This window comes from Altererythrobacter sp. H2 (genome assembly GCF_035319885.1).
Taxonomy (GTDB): Bacteria; Pseudomonadota; Alphaproteobacteria; order Sphingomonadales; family Sphingomonadaceae; genus 34-65-8.
Map to the genome: position 1 here is coordinate 963,528 of NZ_CP141285.1, position 20,711 is coordinate 984,238.

The 20,711-nt window shown below is 65.5% G+C and carries 16 protein-coding genes; 11 read left to right on the top strand and 5 right to left on the bottom strand.

Annotated features, from left to right (window positions below; genetic code table 11):
• Positions 1-33 precede the first annotated feature (33 nt).
• Positions 34-2,796, bottom strand: a complete 2,763-nt coding sequence (locus U4960_RS04775; protein ID WP_324262436.1) for a TonB-dependent receptor — start codon at positions 2,794-2,796, stop codon at positions 34-36.
• A gap of 376 nt (positions 2,797-3,172) precedes the next feature.
• Here U4960_RS04775 and U4960_RS04780 point away from each other — a divergent pair, with 376 nt between their 5' ends.
• Together U4960_RS04780 and U4960_RS04785 are read left to right on the top strand one after the other, a co-directional pair.
• Entirely contained in the window at positions 3,173-3,874 is a 702-nt protein-coding gene (locus U4960_RS04780; protein ID WP_324262437.1) for a DUF6445 family protein, read from the top strand.
• 9 nt (positions 3,875-3,883) lie between these two features.
• Positions 3,884-5,437 carry a tryptophan halogenase family protein gene (locus tag U4960_RS04785; protein WP_324262438.1) on the top strand — a complete coding sequence of 518 codons (1,554 nt, stop codon included), beginning with the start codon at positions 3,884-3,886 and terminating at the stop codon, positions 5,435-5,437.
• Between the two features lie 30 nt (positions 5,438-5,467).
• Here U4960_RS04785 and ribB read toward each other — a convergent pair whose 3' ends face one another.
• Together ribB and U4960_RS04795 are read right to left on the bottom strand one after the other, a co-directional pair.
• Entirely contained in the window at positions 5,468-6,763 is a 1,296-nt protein-coding gene (gene ribB / locus U4960_RS04790; protein ID WP_324262439.1) for a 3,4-dihydroxy-2-butanone-4-phosphate synthase, read from the bottom strand.
• Positions 6,764-6,806: 43 nt separating this feature from the next.
• Entirely contained in the window at positions 6,807-7,589 is a 783-nt protein-coding gene (locus U4960_RS04795) for a Crp/Fnr family transcriptional regulator (RefSeq protein ID WP_324262440.1), read from the bottom strand.
• A 155-nt stretch (positions 7,590-7,744) separates the two neighbouring features.
• Here U4960_RS04795 and U4960_RS04800 point away from each other — a divergent pair, with 155 nt between their 5' ends.
• The gene (locus U4960_RS04800) at positions 7,745-8,419 is read left to right on the top strand and encodes a winged helix-turn-helix transcriptional regulator (RefSeq protein ID WP_324262441.1); all 675 of its coding nucleotides are present in this window, start codon (positions 7,745-7,747) and stop codon (positions 8,417-8,419) included.
• A gap of 179 nt (positions 8,420-8,598) precedes the next feature.
• Here the strand turns inward: U4960_RS04800 and U4960_RS04805 are convergent, their stop codons facing one another.
• Both U4960_RS04805 and U4960_RS04810 read right to left on the bottom strand, forming a co-directional pair.
• Entirely contained in the window at positions 8,599-11,250 is a 2,652-nt protein-coding gene (locus U4960_RS04805; RefSeq protein ID WP_324263059.1) for a TonB-dependent receptor domain-containing protein, read from the bottom strand.
• A gap of 132 nt (positions 11,251-11,382) precedes the next feature.
• Positions 11,383-12,957: a hypothetical protein gene (locus tag U4960_RS04810; RefSeq protein ID WP_324262442.1), complete on the bottom strand. Its 1,575-nt coding sequence runs from the start codon at positions 12,955-12,957 to the stop codon at positions 11,383-11,385.
• A gap of 350 nt (positions 12,958-13,307) precedes the next feature.
• On the opposite strand from U4960_RS04810, the gene U4960_RS04815 reads away from it, so the two are divergent.
• From U4960_RS04815 to U4960_RS04850, 8 genes are all read left to right on the top strand, one after another.
• Positions 13,308-13,667 carry a hypothetical protein gene (locus U4960_RS04815; RefSeq protein WP_324262443.1) on the top strand — a complete coding sequence of 120 codons (360 nt, stop codon included), beginning with the start codon at positions 13,308-13,310 and terminating at the stop codon, positions 13,665-13,667.
• A gap of 202 nt (positions 13,668-13,869) precedes the next feature.
• On the top strand, positions 13,870-14,490 hold the full coding sequence (locus U4960_RS04820) for a lytic transglycosylase domain-containing protein (protein ID WP_324262444.1): 621 nt from the start codon (positions 13,870-13,872) through the stop codon (positions 14,488-14,490).
• Between the two features lie 15 nt (positions 14,491-14,505).
• Positions 14,506-14,799 (top strand): TrbC/VirB2 family protein, encoded by a 294-nt coding sequence (locus U4960_RS04825; protein ID WP_324262445.1) that lies wholly within the window; start codon positions 14,506-14,508, stop codon positions 14,797-14,799.
• A gap of 1 nt (position 14,800) precedes the next feature.
• Positions 14,801-15,085, top strand: coding sequence for a type IV secretion system protein VirB3 (locus tag U4960_RS04830; protein ID WP_324262446.1), 285 nt, complete (start codon positions 14,801-14,803; stop codon positions 15,083-15,085).
• 15 nt (positions 15,086-15,100) lie between these two features.
• Positions 15,101-17,554: a VirB4 family type IV secretion/conjugal transfer ATPase gene (locus tag U4960_RS04835; RefSeq protein ID WP_324262447.1), complete on the top strand. Its 2,454-nt coding sequence runs from the start codon at positions 15,101-15,103 to the stop codon at positions 17,552-17,554.
• On the top strand, positions 17,551-18,741 hold the full coding sequence (locus tag U4960_RS04840) for a type IV secretion system protein (protein ID WP_324262448.1): 1,191 nt from the start codon (positions 17,551-17,553) through the stop codon (positions 18,739-18,741). The genes U4960_RS04835 and U4960_RS04840 overlap by 4 nt, the downstream gene beginning before the upstream one ends.
• On the top strand, positions 18,738-19,562 hold the full coding sequence (locus U4960_RS04845; protein ID WP_324262449.1) for a TrbG/VirB9 family P-type conjugative transfer protein: 825 nt from the start codon (positions 18,738-18,740) through the stop codon (positions 19,560-19,562). The genes U4960_RS04840 and U4960_RS04845 overlap by 4 nt, the downstream gene beginning before the upstream one ends.
• 3 nt (positions 19,563-19,565) lie before the next feature.
• Positions 19,566-20,708 carry a TrbI/VirB10 family protein gene (locus U4960_RS04850; protein WP_324262450.1) on the top strand — a complete coding sequence of 381 codons (1,143 nt, stop codon included), beginning with the start codon at positions 19,566-19,568 and terminating at the stop codon, positions 20,706-20,708.
• Positions 20,709-20,711: the final 3 nt, after the last annotated feature.

Below are 20,711 nucleotides of genomic sequence, written 5' to 3' on the forward strand. Positions count from 1 at the left end.
CTTCTGCGACCCGGTAAAGGTCCGGGTTTCGGGTCAGAATGCCTTCTTGAGCGAGACGTTGTAGGTCCGTCCGTAGACCTCGTGGCGGCTCGGGAAGGTGCCGATGTTCGCGCCGGAGGCGTCGAACAGGTCGTTCTGCGTCACGAACGGCTCGTTGGTCAGGTTGAACACTTCGAACTGGATGCCGAATCCGTTGAGGAAATCGTTGCGATCCTCGAAGGTGTAGCCGATCTGGGCGTCAACGATTGTTTCGTCCAGTGCATCGGCACCGCTCAGGCTGCCGTCGAAGTTCTGCACTTCGGACAGGAAGCCGCTGCGGTGGCGGGCGCTGACCTTGGCCTGGAAGCCGTTCTTTTCGTAGAACGCCTCAGCCGACCAGATATTTTCGGAATAACCGGGAATATCGAGCGAGCCACCGCCCGGATTGTCCACCTCGGCATCAGCATAGGTATAGCTGAAGCTGGTGCCAAATCCGTCAAGGCCTTCGGAAAGATCGCCCATATCAACCCGAAGGGTGCCCTCGACACCGGTGATCTTGCCGCCGGAGAAGTTGACTGGCCCGCTGAACGATCCGACCGCCAGTTCCGGAGCACCGACCAGGATGGCACCCAGCCCGGCGTTGTTGATCTGCTGGGTCACGTCGATGGTGCGGTTGAAATCAACCACCCAGTCAGACAGGTCCTTGTGGAACAGGGCCACGGCCAGCGCCGTCCCGCGCGAGAAGTACTTTTCGAACGAGATGTCGTAGGATGTCGACTTGTAGGGGCGCAGGTTCGGGTTGCCCCCCGACAGGTTGAAGCAGGTCAGCTGCGGCGGGTTGAACGCAATCACCTGATCCGGGATCTGGTCACCGTTGGTGTCGATGCAGCTCAGCGGATTGGAGGAGACGTTCTGGTTTGCCGCCAGCTGGTCAAGCCGCGCGCGGGTGATCGATTTGGCGAAGGCCACCTTGATGAAGGTATCGTCCGCCACTTCGAACGCCAGGTTCGCACTCGGCAGCCAGTTGCTGTAGCTGTCGTTGACCCTGTTCAGATCGCCCGCGATCGTGCCGACCGAGGTCTGCTCGGTGTAGACATAGCGCAGGCCCACGTTGCCGCGCAGGGCGATGCCGCCGAGGTCAGTGTTCAGGTTGGCCATCGCATAGGCGTTATGGACTTTTTCGCCCACCGCCCACTGGGTGTCAAAAGTCGCCTTCTCGAGCAGGTAGGTGCCATCGGTCAGGAAACTTGACGGATCATAAGCCACGATCGGAAAGCCCAGCGATCCGGTCTTTGTCGCACCAATGACCGCACCGGCCGGGATCGCGAGCGAGCCGTTCACGAACCGTGACGAGGCGCGAATGAAGTTCTCGTTGGAATCGAAGTCCTTCTCGCGGTCGGTGTAGAGGTAGCCAACCTGCACGCTGGAGAGGAAGCTGTTGTCGAATTCATAGGCCAGCTCGGCGCGCAGCTGGTTCAGCTCGTCATTGATCTTCGGCTCCTTGATGAAGCCGACCTGGCCCCAGCCACCCGGATCGGTCAGCAGCACCAGGCCCGGATCGGTGTAGTCGAGGTTGGTATCGACCGAATATTCGCCGTTGCGCGGGAAGGTGAAGGTCAGCGTATCCTGCGCGCCGCTGCGGGCACGACCGGTGCCGGCGTAGGATTCGTAGTCGATGTCGTCACGGTCGAGCTTCGAGTAGCCGTAGTCGAGCGTCAGCGTCAGGTTGGTGACGAACTCCCACTGCACATTGGCACCGATGGCGAAAATGTTCGACTTGTTGCCTTCGGTGTCGGTCCGCAGGATCGGAACGACGGCGTTGTAGGTGGCGGTATCGGCAAACGGCCCGCTGCCGGTGGCACCGCCGAAGGTCGCGCCGCTCCACGAGGCAATCGGGGTTTCCGTACCACGGAAGATGCCTGAGTCCGTCTGGTCCGACCAGAACCCGTCCACGGTCATCGAGAAGGTGTCCATCGGCTCGAACTGGAGCGCGCCGGCGATCGAGGTGCGCTTGAATTCGCGGCTGACCACGCCCTGGCGCGGGTTGTCCGACGGGTAGATCAGGCCGCCCGGGGTGCGGGCGATCTGGTTCTGGTTGGTCTTGAGTTCGCGGCTGATGAACTGGGTCGGGTTCGACTGGTGGGTCACACCAAGGTACCAGCCCACGGTGCCGTCCTCGTTCTGGTCGATGTACGACCCGAACAGGCGATAGCCCTTGTCATCGAAATCGGGGTTCAGCTTGCCGCTGTCGTTATAGACGAACCGGGCCGAGGCGTTGACCAGGGTTTCCTTGTAGTCGAGCGGGCGGATGGTGCGCAGATCGACCGAGCCGGCAATGCCGGTGGCGGCGAGCGAGGCGTCGGGTGTCTTGTAGACAATGCCCTGGCCGATCAGTTCGGACGGGAACTGGTCAAACTCGATCCCGCGGTTGTTGCCGGCCGAGACCACTTCGCGGCCATTGAGCAGGGCGAGTGAGAAATCCGGGCCGAGGCCGCGGATCGAGATCTGCTGCGAACGGCCGCGCACGCGCTGGGCGGTGACGCCGGGCAGGCGGGCGAGCGAATCGGCGATCGAGAGATCGGGCAGCTTGCCGATGTCTTCAGCCGAGATGACTTCGATGATCCCGGCGGATTCGCGCTTGGCGTCGAGCGAGTTTTCGATCGCGGCGCGGATGCCGCTGACGATGATTTCGCCCTCTTGCGCTTCGGCTACCGGCGCATCCTGCGCTGCAACCGAGGTGGCCGAAGCCAGAATGACGAAGCTCGTGGCCGCGCCGCACAGCAGACGCGACTGCAGGGTGAATCGACTCGCACTCATAGGTAACCTCCCCAAGAAACACCTTTGAATATGTGTTTGCAGGTTTTTTCATACCCTAATGCAAGGCGCAGGTAAATCAGAAATCAGCATGTCTTCCCGCGCGCGGCAAAAGGAAGATAAATGCCGTAAAAACAGAATAGTAGAGGCATTCGCGGACGGGGCGCCTGCGGCAAACCTATCGATCAGCCCCATCCTGTTGTGCCATTGCCACACCTGGCATCGCGCAGGCTGGCCAGACCGGGTAAAACGCTCCGTCTGTCCGCGATGGGTACCGCTAATCTGTTGAATCAAATATAGACAATTGCCGGCGTTGGCTTGTCCAACGCGGTTTGTTACCGTGCATTTCCGGCCACCGGCTCAACTGGGAACCCTTGCCATGCGCAGCGAACTTTCGATTTCCCTCAGTGGGGCGGTGGTGGAGCCACTTTCCTCGCCAGATCAGCCGATTGTGCGGGTGGATGGGGTTCTGGACGACCCTGCCGGCGCCATCGAACTGGCCAGTTTGCAGGAATTTGCAAAAATCACGCCGCAGTATCCGGGCGTGCGGGCGCCGCTCGACTCCATCACCAGCGAGCGCTGGATTACCGCCTTGTCGCCGTTCCTGTCCGAGCACTTCGGGGAGCCTGCGGGGCGCTGGTCGATGCAGGCATGGTATTCGATCGTGACCTGCGCGCCGGGCGAGCTGCTGCCGATCCAGCGCCTGCCCCATGTCGACGGGACGGACCGGCGCCAGGTGGCGATGATGCTCTATCTCCACCGCACCGGCCACGGCGGTACGGCCTTCTTCCGCCATCGCGCAACGGGATTACAGGCCCTGACCGCAGCTGACTGGCCGCGCTACAAGGCGGCGCTGGAAGGCGAAATCGCACAGCACGGCTTGCCGCCTGCGGCCTATGTTACCGACGGCGCGCCCTACTTCGAGCGGACCCATGCCAGCGAGGGGGCCTTCAACCAGGCGGTGTTCTATCGCGGCAACCTGCTCCATAGCGGGGTGATCGACAACGCCGCGCCGCTCTCGCCCGATCCGCGCACGGGGCGGCTCACCATCAACGCCTTTTTCCGCCCGCCCCATGCATAGGGCGCGCGCATGACAAGCAGGACCGAAGCAATGCAGAATCAGGGGCAGGACGAGCAGGGTATCCGCAGGCTGGTGATCGTGGGCGGGGGCACGGCCGGATGGATTGCCGCCGCCGCCTTCGCCCGCCTGCTGGGGGAGCGGCTCGCCATCACGCTGGTCGAATCCGACGCAATCGGCACGGTTGGCGTGGGCGAGGCGACGATCCCGCAGATCATCCGGCTCAATTCCATCCTCGGCTTCGACGAGCACGATTTCGTCCGGCGTACGCAGGGCACCTTCAAGCTCGGGATCGAGTTCGTCAACTGGTCCGCCCCGGGCTCGCGCTATCTCCACACTTTCGGCGATACCGGGATGAACCTCGGCAATGTCCACTTCCACCACTACTGGCGGCGGCACATGATGGCGGGCGGGGCGGAGAGCCTGTGGCACTACTCGCTGCACCAGCTGGCAGCGGATCAGAACCGCTTCGGCAAGCTGGAGCGGGTCGGCAATACGGCGATGGCGGGCCTTGCCTATGCCTACCACTTCGACGCCAGCCTCTATGCCCGCTACTTGCGCGCCTATTCGGAGAAGCTCGGCGTTACCCGGCAGGAGGGGACGATCGAAAGCGTCCAGCGCGACGGGGAAAGCGGTGATGTCACAGCCGTCACGCTGGCCGGCGGGGTCATGGTGGAGGGCGATTTCTTCATCGATTGCTCAGGCTTCCGTTCGCTTCTGCTGGGGCAGGAACTGGGGGTGGAATATACCGACTGGTCGCACTGGCTGCCATGTGACCGCGCGATGGCAGTGCCGAGCGAGCGCCTGCCCGACCTGCCGCCCTATACCCGCTCCACGGCGCGGCAGGCCGGCTGGCAATGGCGCATTCCGCTGCAGCACCGCACCGGCAACGGCCATGTCTATTGCTCCAGCTTCCTGTCTGATGACGAGGCGGCCGATACGCTGATGGCGAACCTCGATACGCCCGCGCTGGCCGACCCGCGCCCGATCCGCTTCACCACCGGGCACCGCAATCAGTTCTGGGCACACAACGTGGTTGCGCTGGGGCTTTCGAGCGGGTTCCTCGAACCGCTGGAATCGACCAGCATCCACCTGATCCAGTCCAACGTCAGCCGTCTGATCGAGCTGTTCCCGCGCGGGCGGGTGTGCGCGGCAGACCGGGCCGAATACAACCGGCGCACGATCCACGAATTCGCCCAGATCCGCGATTTCCTGATCCTCCACTACCACCAGACCGGGCGGGATGACACGGAGTTCTGGCGCTATTGCCAGCACATGAGCGTGCCGGAATCGCTTACCCACAAGATTGCGCTGTTTGCCTCCTCGGGCCGGCTCGGGCGTGACGTCGATGACCTGTTCCGCGAGGCGAGCTGGGTCCAGGTCATGCTGGGGCAGGGGGTGGTGCCGGCCGACTACAACCCGATGGCTGACCGGCTGGAGGCGGCGCAGCTCGGCCAGTTCATGGGCGACGTGCGGCGGCTGGTGGAAAAGGCCGTCAGCGGCCTGCCGACCCATGCGGACTATGTGGCGGCGCATTGCAGCGCCGCGGACAGCGCCGGACCTTGACCGCGCGCGTCAGCGACTCGCCTGCGCCGCTCAGTCCAGATTGATCGCCCGCTTGCCGATGATCGAGACGCCGTAGCCGTCCAGCGCGACCAGCGAGCGGTCCGAATTGGTCAGCAGTTCCATCTCGTGCACGCCCAGCATGTTGAGGATCTGCGCGCCGACGCCGTAGTCGCGCAGCTGGTCCATCGGCTCGGTCGGCTCGCCCTTCAGGCGTTTGACCTGGTCGGAGAAGAAGTCGTTGCTGGCCCGCGGGATCATCACGATTACCCCTGCCCCTTCGCGGGCGATGATTTCCATCGACTTGGCCAGGATCTGGTCCTCGCCCCGCTGCACGCCGAAGATGTCGTCGAAAATGTCGAGCGCGTGCATCCGCACCAGCGTGGGGCGGGCCGGATCGACATGCCCCTTCTTCAGCACGATCTGCTCGCTGCGGGTGGCGGTGTTGTAGAAGGCAATCGCTGTCCAGTCGCCGCCGTGGCGGCTGGTGAAGCGGGCCTCGGCGCGGATCTCGGCCATGTGGTCATGCCGCAGGCGGTAGGCGATCAGGTCACGGATGGTACCGATCTTGAGCTCGTGCTTGCGGGCGAAGGCGATCAGGTCGTCCATCCGCGCCATGGTGCCATCGTCGTTCATGATCTCGCAGATCACGCCCGAAGGGTTGAGCCCGGCGAGGCGCGAGATGTCGACGGCTGCTTCGGTATGCCCGGCGCGGACCAGCACCCCGCCGTCGCGCGCGACCAGCGGAAAGACGTGGCCGGGGGTGACGATATCGTCCGCACCTTTGGACGAATCGATCGCCACGCTGATGGTGCGCGCGCGGTCGGCGGCGGAAATGCCGGTGGTCACGCCCTCGCGCGCCTCGATGCTGGTGGTGAAGGCGGTGGCGTGGCGGGTGCGGTTGTTGCGGCTCATCGGTTCGAGGCCGAGCGAGTCGCAGCGGGCACGCGTCATGGTCAGGCAGATCAGGCCCCGCCCGTGGGTGGCCATGAAATTCACTGCCTGGGGGGTGGCCATCTGGGCAGGGATGACGAGATCGCCCTCGTTCTCGCGGTCCTCGTCATCGACCAGCACGAACATCCGCCCGTTGCGCGCTTCGTCGATGATTTCCTCGATCGTCGCCAGCACCGGACGGTCGTCATGGGCGAGGAAAAACGTCTCCAGCTTGCCCAGTGTTTCAGCGGTGGGGTTCCAGTCCGGCTCCAGGCAGTCGCGCAGCGAATTGGCATGGAGCCCGGCAGCGCGGGCAATCCCGGCGCGGGACGTGACGCCCGTCTGGATCAGTTGTTCGATGCGTTCGCGGGCGGACTGGGGGCTGAGTGTGCTCATATCCATCCGCTAGACAGGCCGATGTGATTCGGCAATCCGTGAATCACATTTTAGTGTTCTCTGGCAGATAGCGCAGGCTGGGGATCGGGATGTTCGGCAAGGCGCGGGTAAGGTAATCCGCGCGGAACATCCCGAATTGTTCGAGCAGTGCGCGATCTGGCGTCGACACTTCGCCGCGCCGGAAATCGGCTATGCCCTTCCTTCGCAGTTCGCCCAGGGCGCGGTTGAGGTGGATCGCCGTCGTCCCGCACATGCCCGCCAGATCAGCCTGGGTTAGGGGAATGCGGAAGCCATCGGGATCGGCCAGCCCGATCATGTCCATCCGGTGCCAAAGCTCGCTGAACAGGTGAGCGACACGGTTGGGGGCCTTGAGCTGCCCCACTTTCAGGGTCCACTGCCGCTGGATCGCGCTGTCCAGCAGGGTGGCCGACCAGAACGCCCGCATCAGCTGCGGCTTGTCCAGCACATGATCGAGCAGGTCACTGTGATGCACCTCGCCCAACCGGACCGGGCCGAGCGCCACCACGTCGTGATCGAGGGGGCCGTAGCCGAAGGCGTGGAGATCGATGAAATCGCCCGGCATGCAGATGGCGAGGATGCAGCGGTGATGGGCGTCGCCGCCGATCCGCAGCGCGAACCCTTCGATGATGATGGCCGACTTCAGCGACAGTTCGCCGCGCACGCACAGCACGGTGTCAGCCGGATAATCGACCACCCGGGCCATTGCGGCCTCCAGTGCAGCTTTTCCCCCATCATCCAGCACATAGCGGGTGCGCCCCAGCAGGAAGCGCCCGGTGACTGGATAACGCTCCAGTTCTTGTTTCATCACAGGCACATAGCGGTGACATTAGCGTTTGGCAAGGTTCGGTTAACCATGCGTCGACGGGCATTGCAGCCGGGTGCGGGAAAAGGCTGCAACAGTTGTCACCAGCGCGTCACATTGGGGCGGCAATCCACCGCCGAACGGGGAATCTGCTGCTTGTGACCGTGATCTACGTTTTCCTGACCAGCGAGCTGGGCGAAACGCTCGAGGATTTTGTCCACGACGGGCGCCGCATTGCCTTTGCGCGCCTGCGCGCCGAGGGGCCCCGCCCCTTGCTCGACGGCCCGATCTGGGTTTTCGTCGACTGGGTGATGGACGATCTGGCCGGGCTGGAAATGTGCCGGCGATTGCGGGCTGATCAGCAGACCGCCGATGCCCATGTCACCATGGTGCTGGAGGCAGATGACGCCGACGACCGCCGCCGCGCGCTCAGGGCGGGGGCGGATGACTACATGGTCGGCCCGCTCGACCGGACCCGGGTGCTTGACCGGGTGCTTGCGCTCCAGGGTGATCCGCAGCCGCGTCACACCACCCAGCGGTTCGAGCGCGGCCCGCTGGTGATCGACATGGCGGCGCTCCAGGCGCGCTGGACAGGTACGCCGGTGGTGCTGCGCCCGAACGAGTTCCGCCTGCTGCGCTTCTTTGCCGAAAATCCCAACCAGGTGCTTTCGCGCGAGCAGCTGATCAGCGGCCTGGGCAAGCAGGAACCGGCGATTGACGAGCGTACCGTGGATGTCTGGATCGGGCGCCTGCGCCGGGCGCTGAAGCAGGCGGGTGCGGGCAATCCGCTGCGCACGGTCCGCTCGCTGGGCTACGTCTTCGATCTGATCTGAGCCAGCGGCTCCTCGTCGCGCTTCCTCGCTATCTGTCATCCCCGCGAAGGCAGGGGCGGCAGAGGCGTGCGACTGTGCGCGGCCAGCCACGAAAGAGGCCAGTCCGCGAAAAAAAGGCCGCCCCGAAGGACGGCCCGAGGGGGGAGGTGTCCGCCGGGCCAGCCGGCGGACAGCAGGAGCTAGAATTCGGTTGAGACCGAGAACGAGAAGCTCTGGCCCACCTGATAGGTGTTGATCTCGATCCGGTTGGTGCCGTTCGACTGGTATTCGAAATTGTCACGGCCAAACAGGTTGCGCGCTTCCGCCTTGATCTCGAACGGTTGCCCGAACAGGTCGAGCCCCTGGCGGTAGACCAAATCGACCTTCAGGCCCGGATCCTCCACGATGTCGGGCAGGAAGCCGGTGCCGCGGCTGGTCACCCGCTCACTGGCGTAGGACAGCAGCAGGGTGAACTGCTGGAGGCTGTCCTGGTTTTCCAGGCCGAGCTGCAGGTTGACCAGATGGTCCGACTGGCCGGTCAGCGCCGCCCCGTCGCGCAGGAAGTTGCTCGCCGGCTGGTCCGCGAACGGGAAGACGCTGGCGATATCATCCGGGCCGACCGAGATTTCGGACTGGGTGAAGGTGTAGTTGGCAACCGCCACGATCTGCTTGTTCTCGAACCAGCCGCCCCAGTCGATCGTGGGGTAAGTGACCTGCGATTCGAACTCGCCGCCCCACAGCGTGGCGCTGGGCGCGTTGACGAAGCCGCTCACCTGATCGTTGTCGGAGAAGCTGGAGAAGACTTCGATCGGGTTCTCGATGTCCTTCCAGAAGCCCGCCACCGACACCCGGTTGCCGCGCCCGAAGTAGTATTCCAGCCGCGCTTCGGCATTGGTCAGGCGGCTGTCGATCAGGCGCGGGTTGCCGTTGAACTGGCGGTTGTTTTCCGGATCGAAGTAGGTCTGGAAAATCAGCTCGCGGAACTGCGGGCGGGCGATGGTCTTGGACGCGTTGAGGCGGAACTGGAGCTGGTCGGTGACCTCCCAGGTCAGGGTCGCCGCCGGCAGCCAGTAGTCGTTGGCCAGCAGGGTGCTGGTGCCGGAATTGGTCGGCACGGCGAACACTTCGACCGGGTCGACCCGCTGGACTGCATCTTCGTAGCGCACGCCAAGGTCGAGGTTCACGCCCGGAAGCGGCTCGATCCGGCCCTGCAGGTACCCGGCCTGGATTTCCAGCCCTGCGGCAAAGGCCGGGTCGGCCTGGGTGCTTTCGATCAGGCCGATGTTGTAGAAATCGATCACCGCATCGCCCAGCAGCAGGTCTGGCCGCAGCAGGCCGACCGCCCGGTCGAAATCGGAATTGGCGTTGATCAGGAACTCGCGCCGCTCGGAATAGCGGCTGGTATCGGTGTAGGAATAGCCGGCGGTCAGGCGCAGCCAGTCGGTCACCGGATAACTGAGGTCGATCCCGCCGAAGTAGAGATCTTCCTGCAGGGTGGAGAAGGCGACCGAGGCCCCGCCCGTCTGCCGGTCCAGCAGGTTGAGGAACCGCTGGCCCAGATCGTCGGGCGTGTTGCGCCGTTCGTAGGTGAAGGTGTATTCGTAAGGCGCCTCGCGCCGGGTCTGGGCATAGCCGCCGCGCAGATCGACGCTGAGGTCGCCGAACCGGAATTCGCCGACGGCCTGGGTGTTGATCAGCTGGCGTTCGTACCAGGCAGTGTTCTGTTCCTGGACACTGTCATTATCCTGCAGGTCTTCGCCGATCGACAACGAGGCCCGCTTGAGGGTGTCGCGGATGTAGAGGTTGGTCCAGCGCAGCTTGTGCTCGCCCAGTTCCAGCCCGAAGCCGAGCAGGCCGTTCACCAGGATGCGGTTGTCGGTCACGAAATCGCGGAAGTCGCTGTCGAGATCGAGATCTTCGTTGATCGCCGACTGGTTGATGATGTCGCGGCTGCGCCACTTGTTGCTGAGCGAGGCGGTCGCGATCACGCCAAAGCGGCCGTCGTCGCCGAAGTCCATGCTGGTCCCGGCCGTGATCCCGCCGGAGAAGTTGGCGGGAATCGAATTGTTCTTCTGCAGCAGGATCAGGTTGGGATTGCCGAACTGCTTGAGGATTTCCTGCTGGTCGACGTCCGGATCGCTCATCCGCTGGCCGCTGTCGAAGAACGCCTGCAAGGCGGGCGGGGTGTTGCGGGTGCCGTCGTCGAAGCCGAACCAGTCATAGTCCGACCCGTAATAGGCCAGGCCATTGGAGAAGGTGGTGAAGCTGTCGCCGCTGATCCCGGCGCTGAGCTTGAGGAAGCTTTCGTCTGGGATTGCCACGGTGGTGAGGTTGATCACCCCGCCGCCGAATTCGCCGGGGTAGTTGGCCGAGTAGGTCTTCTGGACCAGACTGGAGGCAACGATGTCGGTCGGAAACAGGTCGAGCGGCACCACCCGGCTCAGCGGCTCGGGCGAAGGCAGCGGCAGGCCGTTGAGCAGCGCCAGCGAATAGCGGTCACCCAGGCCGCGGACATAGACAAAGCCGTTACCCTGGACCGAAAGGCCGGTGACGCGGCCCAGCGCGCCGGCAATGTCGCCTTCGCCGGTGCGGGCAATGGCTTCTGCCGAGAGGACGGAGACGACCTGCGAGGCGCTGCGGGTAATGTCCTGGTTGCGCCGTCCGGTGACAACGATCGTGCCGCCGGGCACGGAAATGTCGGTGTTGTCGAACTCTTCCTCGGGCGCTGCTTCCGCAGCGGCGGCAGCAGCGGCGTCAGGGGCCGGGTCGGCGCTCTGCGCCAGCGCAGCGCCGGGAACAGTGAGAGCAGTGGTCAGCAGCAGCAACCCTGCCAACCGCCTGCCGTGAGACATGGTGCCAGTGGACATCGTATGAGACCCCTTTCGATCGCAGGTCTGTGCTTCGGACGGGCCGCCATGGGCCCGGAAACGGAAAAGGGGAGGCACCCGCGATGATGCGAGGTGCCTCCCCAGCAGGTCATCCGATCAGCTGTAGACCGGCAGCGAGGTGCAGGCGCCGCTGTTGGTGCCCAGGTTCAGTGCTGCCGAGTTGCAGGTCCAGCCTTCGTACCAGGTGTCCGAAGCGTTGCGGACCGCGCCGATGTAGGTCACCGCGTCGAAGAAGCTCGACAGCGAGGTCGGGTTGAAGGCCGGAACCGCCGTTTCGTTGGCCCCGTTGACGAAGGTCATCGTCAGGGTCGAGGTGAAGTTGGCGCTGTTGTTTGCCCCGGCGTTGAAGATGGCCTGGGTATTGTCCAGCGTCACCCCGCCGCCGCCGGCGCGGAATGCGGTGCGGCAGGCGAACACGGTCGACTGGAACACCGGCGGGCCCTTGTCATCCAGCCCGGCATTGGCCGCACGGATGGTCTGGGCATCGTCGATCCGCAGGCACGGAGTGCCGGCTTCCGAGGCGTCCACGATCACCGAGTTGACAATGGCTGCATCCATGCCGCCGCGCAGGCGGATTGCCTGGTCGTTGTTGCGGCGCTGGATCATCGTCGCATTGACCAGCTGCAGGTTGGTGCGGGGCGTGTTGTCGATGTTGGCGTTGGTCGAATCGCCTTCGATCAGGCCGTCCGCTGCCGAGGCGCGCTGGGCGACCAGCACGTACTGCAGGTTGGCCTTCACGCCGGTATCGACGTCAAGCGAGTCGTCTTCCGAGCCGACCACGATCAGGTTCTTCATGTTGACGAACCCGCCGAAGAACTCGACCCCGTCATCCGAGCTGTTGTAGCTCATGATGTGGCTGAACTGGGTGCCGGTGCCGGTGCCGCCGGTGGTCAGCGACTGGAGTTCGTTGTCACCCGACAGGACGAAGCCCGAGTAGCGGATCTGGACATAGCGCATGGTGCCGGAATTGTCGTTGGTGGTGGCACCGCCGAACACGGCCGGCTGGGCTGCGCCTTCAACCTGACGTTCGCACTGGATCGTACCCGGGGTGGCACCCGGAGCGCGGCAATCGGTCACCGGCGCACGGCCGCCGAGCACCACACCGCCCCACTGGCCAGACGAGTTTTCGTTGTTGAAGCCGGCCACGTTGTCCTGGCTGGTGAAGATGATCGGACGCGCCGGGGTGCCGACCGCGCTGATCTTGTTGCCGCGGTTGACCATCAGGAACGACGACCCGCGGGCATAGGCGATCACGCCGGGCTCGAACGTCAGGGTCACGTTGGTGTCGGTCGCACCATCCGAAGCGTCGGGAGTCGGGCCACCATCGGTACCCACGTCGACCCGGCCATTGATGAAGTAGAGCAGGCCGGAGATGTAGGGCAGGGTGGTCGACACGTTGAAGCGGGCGGGCAGTTCGCACACACGGTAGGTGCCGGTCGGGCCGGAAATGGTGCCGCGATCGGTCAGGCCCTGCGGGTCGGTGATCGTCGGGCAGGCGCCGGCCGGGGTGACCGTGGTCGGCGGCGGCGGCGGCGGGGGCGGAGGCGGCGCCGCAGGATTGTTGATGGTGATGTTTCCGCCGGTGCCCGGCGAGACGATTTCGTCCGCGCCGCAGCCGGTGAGGATCACCAGGCCACAGCCAAGAACGACGGTACGGCTAAGATTTTTCACGAGCTTGCAATCCCCTCTTGAGGCCGAGAATCGGCTGACAACGCAACCGAGGTCGCGAAGAGGCAGCTAGGGGAGGCGCGTGACAGTTTCTTTGCAGGAATGCGGATGATTTATAGTGACTTATAAAAGTCCAAAAAATGACAGATGTGACTGCCGTGGCCGGGATTGTTACAGCCGTTGTCACCTCTTACACGACTGTAAAGATGAAGGTTTTCGGTCTTAACATTGCAGAAATATGACAGTATGACATTTTTGTTGCGAATTGGGCCGGTCAGGGCGCATTCTCCACCCATCGCATCCGTCGTCGCCGCAACCGTCACCGGGCGAGACGCAACAAGGGAGAGAATACAATGGCTCTTTCAATCCTGGCCGGGCTCCTGCTGGCCCAGACTCCTGCAGCGACCGCAGATGTGGCCTATGACGAACTGATGGCCGGCCGCAACGAAGCGGCAATCCTGCGGATCGAGACCAACCCGGCGCTTGATGCCAATGATCCTGCCCGCCTGATCAACCTCGGCATTGCCCATGCCCGTGAAGGCCGCACTGAAGAGGCGCGGGCGATGTTCCGGGCTGCGGTGCGGGCGCGGGACAGTGTGCGGCTGGAAACCGCGGGCGGAACCTGGGCCGACTCGCGCGATCTGGCCCGAACCGCTCTGGCAATGCTTGAGCAGGGTGCGTTCGAAAATTCGGCGGTGTTCGCCGCCCGCTGACCGGGCTGCCTCCGCAGCGCGCATGATCAACTCCAGGGGCCTGCCTTCCGCAATGGAGGGCGGGCCCCGGTTGTGTCTGGTTCCGTGTCTGGCATCTTTCGCGGCGTTCGTCCCTGCTGTAACCCGTTTGTAGCGTGAGCGATTGGTTTGCTGTCACCGGCTTGTCATGTAGGATGCGCAAGGGGGCCGGATGGAGGGTTCGATGATTCTCGACACACGGGTCTTGCTGGCATTGGCGGCGGGCTTCGTGGCGTTGGCCGCCCCGGCCAGGGCAGATGTGCTGGAAATCGGCGCTGAAGGTCCTGTCTGGGTTGCCGGCGGCCCGGTGGCCGTTCCGGCGCCTGCTCTGGGAGGTGCGGACCCCTCGTTCGAACTCGCTGCCGATTTCGCCGTGCCTGCCAACGCTGTGGCAGACCCGGTCCGCCAGGCAGCGGGCGTTCCGGCGCGCTACAGCGCCAAAGTGCATGAACTTGCCGCCCGGTTCGACCTCAGCCCGGCCCTTATCGAGGCGCTGGTGTGGCAGGAAAGCCGGTGGCGCGAAAATGCGGTCAGCCATGCGGGGGCCCGGGGCCTGGCCCAGCTGATGCCGGGCACCGCGCGCTACCTCGGCGTCAATCCGGACGATCCTTTTGCCAACCTCGAAGGCGGGGCGCGCTATTTGCGTGAACAGCTGGACCGGTTCGATGGCGACCTCGAACGCGCGCTTGCCGCTTACAATGCCGGGCCCGGCCGGGTCGAAAAGGCCGGCGGGATCCCGCGCATTCGCGAAACCCAGCTCTATGTCACGGCCATTCTCGGCCGCCTTGCTTCCCATTCCCGATAAGGAATTGCGTTACTTATGCATCTGATTACCCGCCTTGCCGTTGTTGCCGCCATGCTTTCGCCCAGCGCCGCGCTGGCGCAGGCCGATCCGCAGGGATCCGGCCCGATTGTCGCGGCGCTCGGCTGGCTGCAGGGCACTCTGCTCGGCAATGTGGCCACCGCGGTTGCGGTGATGGCGGTCGCCGCGGTCGGCTTCGGGATGCTGACGGGCCGGATGAACTGGCGCTTCGGCGCAACCGTGATCATCGGCATCTTCATCCTGTTCGGTGCGGCCTCGATCGTGTCCGGCATCCAGAGCGTGGCGGGCTGAGATGACCGCGCTGACCCGCCATCCCGTCCACCGCGCGCTCACCCGGCCGCAGATGTTCGGCGGGGTCACGATGAATTTCTTCATCATCAACATGATGGTGACGACCATCGCCTTTCTGGTGCTGAAGAGCTTCTGGATCATCCCGGTGCCGCTCGTCACCCATGCAATCGGTTATGTCGCCTGCCTGCGCGAGCCGCGCGTGTTCGACCTGTGGATCACCAAGGTAAGCAAGTGCCCGCGCATTCCCAATTTCAAGCGCTGGGGGTGCAACAGCTATGCTGCCTGAGGAAGGCCTGAAACCATGAGCAAGTGGATCGGAGCCGCCGCCTGGAGCGCGAAGGAAGCCCGCGCGGGTGACCGCCTGCCATATGCCCGGCTGGTTGACGAAAGCACCATGCTGCTGCGGGACGGGTCGCTGATGATGGCGCTCCAGGTGCCCGGCCTGCTGTTCGAGACGGAAGACAGCGATGCGCTCAATGCCCATGCGGCGACCCGCGAAGTGGTGCTGCGTTCGACGCTCGACGCGCGGTTCGTGCTCTATCATCACGTCATCCGCCGCCGGGTCGAAGTCGAACTCGAAGCCGAATTCCCCGAGCCATTGAGCCGCCATATCGATGCCCGCTGGAAGGAACGGCTGGCGGGCGGCTCGCTGTTCGTCAATGACCAGTTCGTCACCCTGATCCGGCGCCCGGCCCGGGGCAAGGCCGGTCTGGCCGAGCGCGCGGCGAAGTGGTTCAAGCGCCAGGGGAAAGGGGCGCGCGAGGAAGGGATCGAGGCCGATCCGCGCGACATCCGCACTCTCAAGGCCGCTGCGACCGGCCTGATCGCCGCGCTCCAGCCCTATGGCGCGGCGCTGCTGGGCGATTACACCGGGCCGCAAGGCCATGTGAACAACGAACTGCTGGAGCTGCTCTCCGCGCTTTACAACGGCGAGATGCGCCCGGTGCGCCGCCCTTCGGACGAGGCCGACATCGGCCAGATGCTGCCCTATCGCCGGGCCAGCTTCGGGCTTGACGCGATGGAACTGCGCGGCTCGGGCAACCCCGATTTTGCCGCCGTGATCAGCCTCAAGGAATACCCGGATGCGACCTCGCCCGGCCTGATCGACCCGCTGCTCCGCCTGCCCTACGAAATGGTGGTGAGCGAAAGCTATGCCCCGAACGAGCGCACCACTGCGCGCGAGCGGATGGACCTGGCGCTGCGCCGCTTGCGCTCAGCCGACGAAGAAGCGCAGGCGGAGCGGGCCGACATGCTGGCTGCGCGCGATGCGCTGGGCAATGGCGCGGTCGGCTTCGGCGATCACCACCTGACTGTGCTGGTGCGCGAAAGCCACCTGGGCCGGCTGGACGAAGCGACCGCCGCCTGTGCCGCTGCCCTGGCCGATACCGGCGCGATTGCGGTGCGGGAGGATACCAATCTCGAACCCGGCTTCTGGGCCCAGTTCCCGGGGAACGAGGGCTACATCGTGCGCCGCTCGATGATCTCCTCGGCCAATATGGCGAGCTTCGGTTCGCTGCATGGCATGGCGCTGGGGCAGGCCAGCGGCAACCACTGGGGAGAGGCGGTGACGCTGCTGCAGACCACCAGCAGCACCCCGTTCTTCTTCAACTTCCACCACGGTGACCTGGGCAATTTCTCGGTCATCGGCCCGTCGGGCTCAGGCAAGACGGTGGTGATGAACTTTCTCGCCGCGCAGGCGCAGAAGTTCAAGCCGCGCACGATCCTGTTCGACAAGGACCGCGGGGCGGAACTGTTCGTGCGCGGGATTGGCGGGCGCTATGACCGGATCAGCGCCGGGGTGCCGACCGGGTTCAACCCGATGGCCCTGCCCGACAGCCCTGCCAACCGCGCCTTCCTGCGCGAATGGCTGGGCGTGCTGCTCAAGGCCGAAGGGCCGGAGGAAGACGCGATTGTCGCCCAGGCGGTTGATGCCGCTTACGGCAACGATCCTTCGCTGCGCCGCCTGCGCCATTTCCGCGAGCTGCTGGCCGGGGCCCGCCGCCCGCAACCGGGCGATCTGGCGGATCGCCTGTCGGCATGGATCGGAGACGGCGAGCATGGCTGGCTGTTCGACAACGCAGACGACAAGCTGGACCTGTCCGCCCGCGTGCTCGGCTTCGACATGACCGCGCTGCTGGAAAACCCCAAGCTGCGCACCCCGACCATGATGTACCTGTTCCACCGCATCGAGGAACGGCTGGACGGGCAGCCGACCATGATCCTGATCGATGAAGGCTGGAAGGCGCTCGATGACGCGGTATTTGCCGCGCGGATCCGTGACTGGCTCAAGACCCTGCGCAAGCGCAACGCACTGGTTGGCTTCGCCACCCAGAGTGCGCGCGATGCGCTCGACAGCCGGATCGCGACTGCGCTGGTCGAGCAGACCGCGACCATGGTGTTCATGCCCAACAGCCGCGCCCGGGCGGAGGACTATTGCGACGGGTTCGGCCTGACGTCCCACGAGCTGGCGCTGATCCGCAGCCTGCCCGCGCACAGCCGCTGCTTCCTGATCCGCCAGCCCGATGCGAGCGTGGTGGTCCGGCTCGACCTGTCGGGCGCGCCTGAAGTGCTGACGCTGCTCTCTGGCCGCGAAAGCTCGGTCCGGCGGCTCGACCTGCTGCGCGAGGCGGTGGGCGACGATCCGGCGGACTGGTTCGCACCGCTGACCGGCCATGCCTGGCCGGGCGGGGCCAAGGACGAATTCCCGCCGCTTGCTGCGGGCGAGCCGGTGCCGTTCCGGCAGGCAGCCGAATGAGCGTGACCTGCCAGCAGGCGATGGAAGGCGTTGGCGCGGGCGTCGCCGCATCCTTGCGCGCGGTCGATTGCATTGCCAACGATGTCACCACCCAGACGTTCGGGCGGCTGTTCGCCCCCGGCGGATCGCTGGTGCCGGTGCTCACCATCCTGCTGACACTCTACGTGGCGTTCTTCGCGATCAGCCTGCTGCTGGGCCGTTCCAACCTGGGCGTACGCGCGCTGGTGCCGCGCATGATCACCCTGGGGCTGGTGCTGACCTTTGCAACCAGCTGGCTGGCGTACCAGAGCGTGGTCTGGAACCTGGCCATCGGCGGGCCGGACTGGCTGGCGACCACGGTGACCGGCAGTGATGGGTCGGCCACAACTCTGTTCGCCGACAAGCTCGATGTGGTCTTCGCCGCGATCCAGCAGGCGAGCCAGGGACAGGAGGGCGATGTCTCGGCCTTCTCCCCCGCCGGGATCATGTGGCTCGGCGCGATGCTGCTGCTGCTCGGCACGGTGGGCGTGCTGGTGACGGCGCGGATCGCCCTGGCCGTGCTGGTTGCGCTGGGGCCGATCTTCGTGGTCATGGCGCTGTTCGATGGCACCCGCGGCCTGTTTGCGGGCTGGCTCAAGGGCGTGGTCATGCTCGCGCTGACCCCGGTGTTTGCCGTGATCGGCGGCAGCGTGATGCTGGAAATCGCGGTGCCGGTGCTCGGCTCGCTCAGCTCTGCGCCGGGGCAGATCAACGCTCAGGCCGCCATGGCGTTCTTCCTGATTGGCGCTGTCCATTGTGCGCTGATGGTGATGGTGATCAAGGTGGCGGGCACGATGGTCGGCGGCTGGACCGTGTTCGGCCTTGCCCGTGACAAGGCACTGCATGACGAGCGCCCGCCGGTGCCCGTCCTTCCGCAGGTCCCGCTGGCCCAGCCCGTCGCCGAAGCAGGGCAGGCGCAGGCGGCGGGCGTAGCCCAGAACCGCCGGATCGACGTGTCTGCCATGCCGGTTGCCATGCCGGCCAATGACAGCGGGCCGGGTGCAGCCGGACCTGCGGGCGGGCGCGACACCCGGATCGTTACCCTGGCTACCCCTGCTGGCGAGTCCCCCCGTTCCGCCGGGGCCATGTCCCGCACGCGCGGCATCGGCACCCGTTTCCGCGCGCCGTCGCCCACGTCCCCCGGGCGCCTGAAGGAGAAAACCCCATGACCCGCGCCAAAGCCCGCGCCGGCTTCGCCGCACCTCTTTGCGCGTTGGCGCTCGTTCTTGCCGCGACCCCGGCCCTGGCGGATGCCCGCCTGGTCGAGCGGATGTACGATCCCGCTGCCGTGGTGAAGATCGAAGGGCGGACCAAGGTCCAGGCCACGATCCAGTTCGGCGATGACGAATCGATCGAGAATGTTGCCATCGGCGATTCCGCTTCGTGGCAGGTCACCCCCAACAAGCGGGCCAACCTGCTGTTCGTAAAGCCGCTCGAAGCGACCGCTTCGACCAACATGACCGTGGTGACCAACAAGCGCACGTATCTGTTCGACCTCGTCGCCAACCCGCGCGCCCGGCCGCTTTACGTGCTCAAGTTCACCTATCCCGACGAGCCGGAGGAAGAGACGCTGCTGGCCGGCCCGGTGGAAGTGGCCGATCCGACCGAAATGGCCGCTGCCACCGATCCTTATGCGGTGGTCGATCCGGCCCAGCTCAATTTTGCCTGGGCCGTGAAGGGTGATCGCGGGCTGGTGCCTGAGCGCACGTATGATGACGGTACGGCCACCTTCCTGGCCTGGCCTGCCGGGGCGCCGGTGCCTGCGATCCTGGTCAAGGATGCGGATGGTACCGAGGGCCCGGTCAACTTCACCGTGCGCGGCGACGTGATCGTGGTGGACGGGGTGCCGCGGGAAATCGTGCTGCGATCGGGTGACAATGCGGCGACGCTGACCAACACCGGCCCGGTCCGTCCGGCCCCGACCAGCTCTGCCTTGCCGCGCGCGGCGAGCGGGCCGGCGGCCGCCCAGTCAATGCCAGGAGAAGGATAAGCCATGCGTCTAGCCATGCGTCTGCCGGCCGGAAAGGGCGGCCCCGGTGTCGCCAATGACGTGGACCCGCGCGAGGTGGAAGAGGCCGAGGTCATTGACCTTGCCAGCCGCAACGCCTTCCCGGCTGTCACTCAGCGCAAGGGCCTGTCAGACGGGGCCGGGCTCGCCGCCGGAGTCGCGGCGGTCGGCCTGATCGGCGCGGTGGTGCTGTGGAGCATGAACTCGGCGCGGCTTGACCCGCCGCAAGGCGTGGGCGGGCAGCAGGTGGCGCAGGGCGCGGCCGTGCCGCCGCCCGTGCCCGCGGCTGCGATCACGCCCACCCCGCAGAATGCCCAGGCCGCTGTCATGCCGCAGGCTGACCCTGCGCCCTCGCCGGTGCTGGCGGCCCAGCCCGGTGCCTTTGCGCAAGCTGCGGGCAACCCCTATGCCAGCCCCACGGTGGTCTACGATGCGAGCAGCGTGGCCTCTCCGGCGGGCGGCACCTTTGCCCCGCCTGCGCAACCCGGCGAGGCTGCCGCGCAGAGCGTGGGCGGCGGCGCGGGCGACTTTGCCAGCCGGATCGGCGGGGTCGGCGGCGGCACCGCCACTGCGCGTCCGATGGTCGATCCGACCACTACGGTGACGCAAGGGACGCTGATCCCGGCGATCCTGGAAACTGCGATCAACACCGACGTGCCGGGCTATGTCCGCGCGGTGGTGAGCCAGGATGTGCGCAGCTTTGACGGCAAAAGCGTGCTGGTGCCGCGCTCCAGCCGGCTGATCGGGCAATACCAGTCAGGTGTGCAGGGGGGGCAGAAGCGCGCCTATGTGATCTGGACCCGGCTGATCCGGCCCGATGGCGCCTCGGTCAACCTATCCTCTCCGGCGGTCGGCTTCGACGGGACCACCGGCCTTGCGGGCGATGTGAACAATCACTTCTTCCGCCGGTTCGGCTCGGCCATGCTGCTCTCGGTGATCGGCAGCATCGGCACCTTTGCCTCGGGCGGCGCCTCGGTCGTGCTCGGCGGGGCAGGGCAGTCGGCCGCGTCGGTCGCGGCGCAGCAGGACAGCCAGATCGGCCCGACCATCCGCGTGCGCCAGGGCGAGCCGATCCGCGTGTTCACCGCGCGCGATCTCGACTTCTCGCAGGTTCCGGCCGTCCGCTGAGGT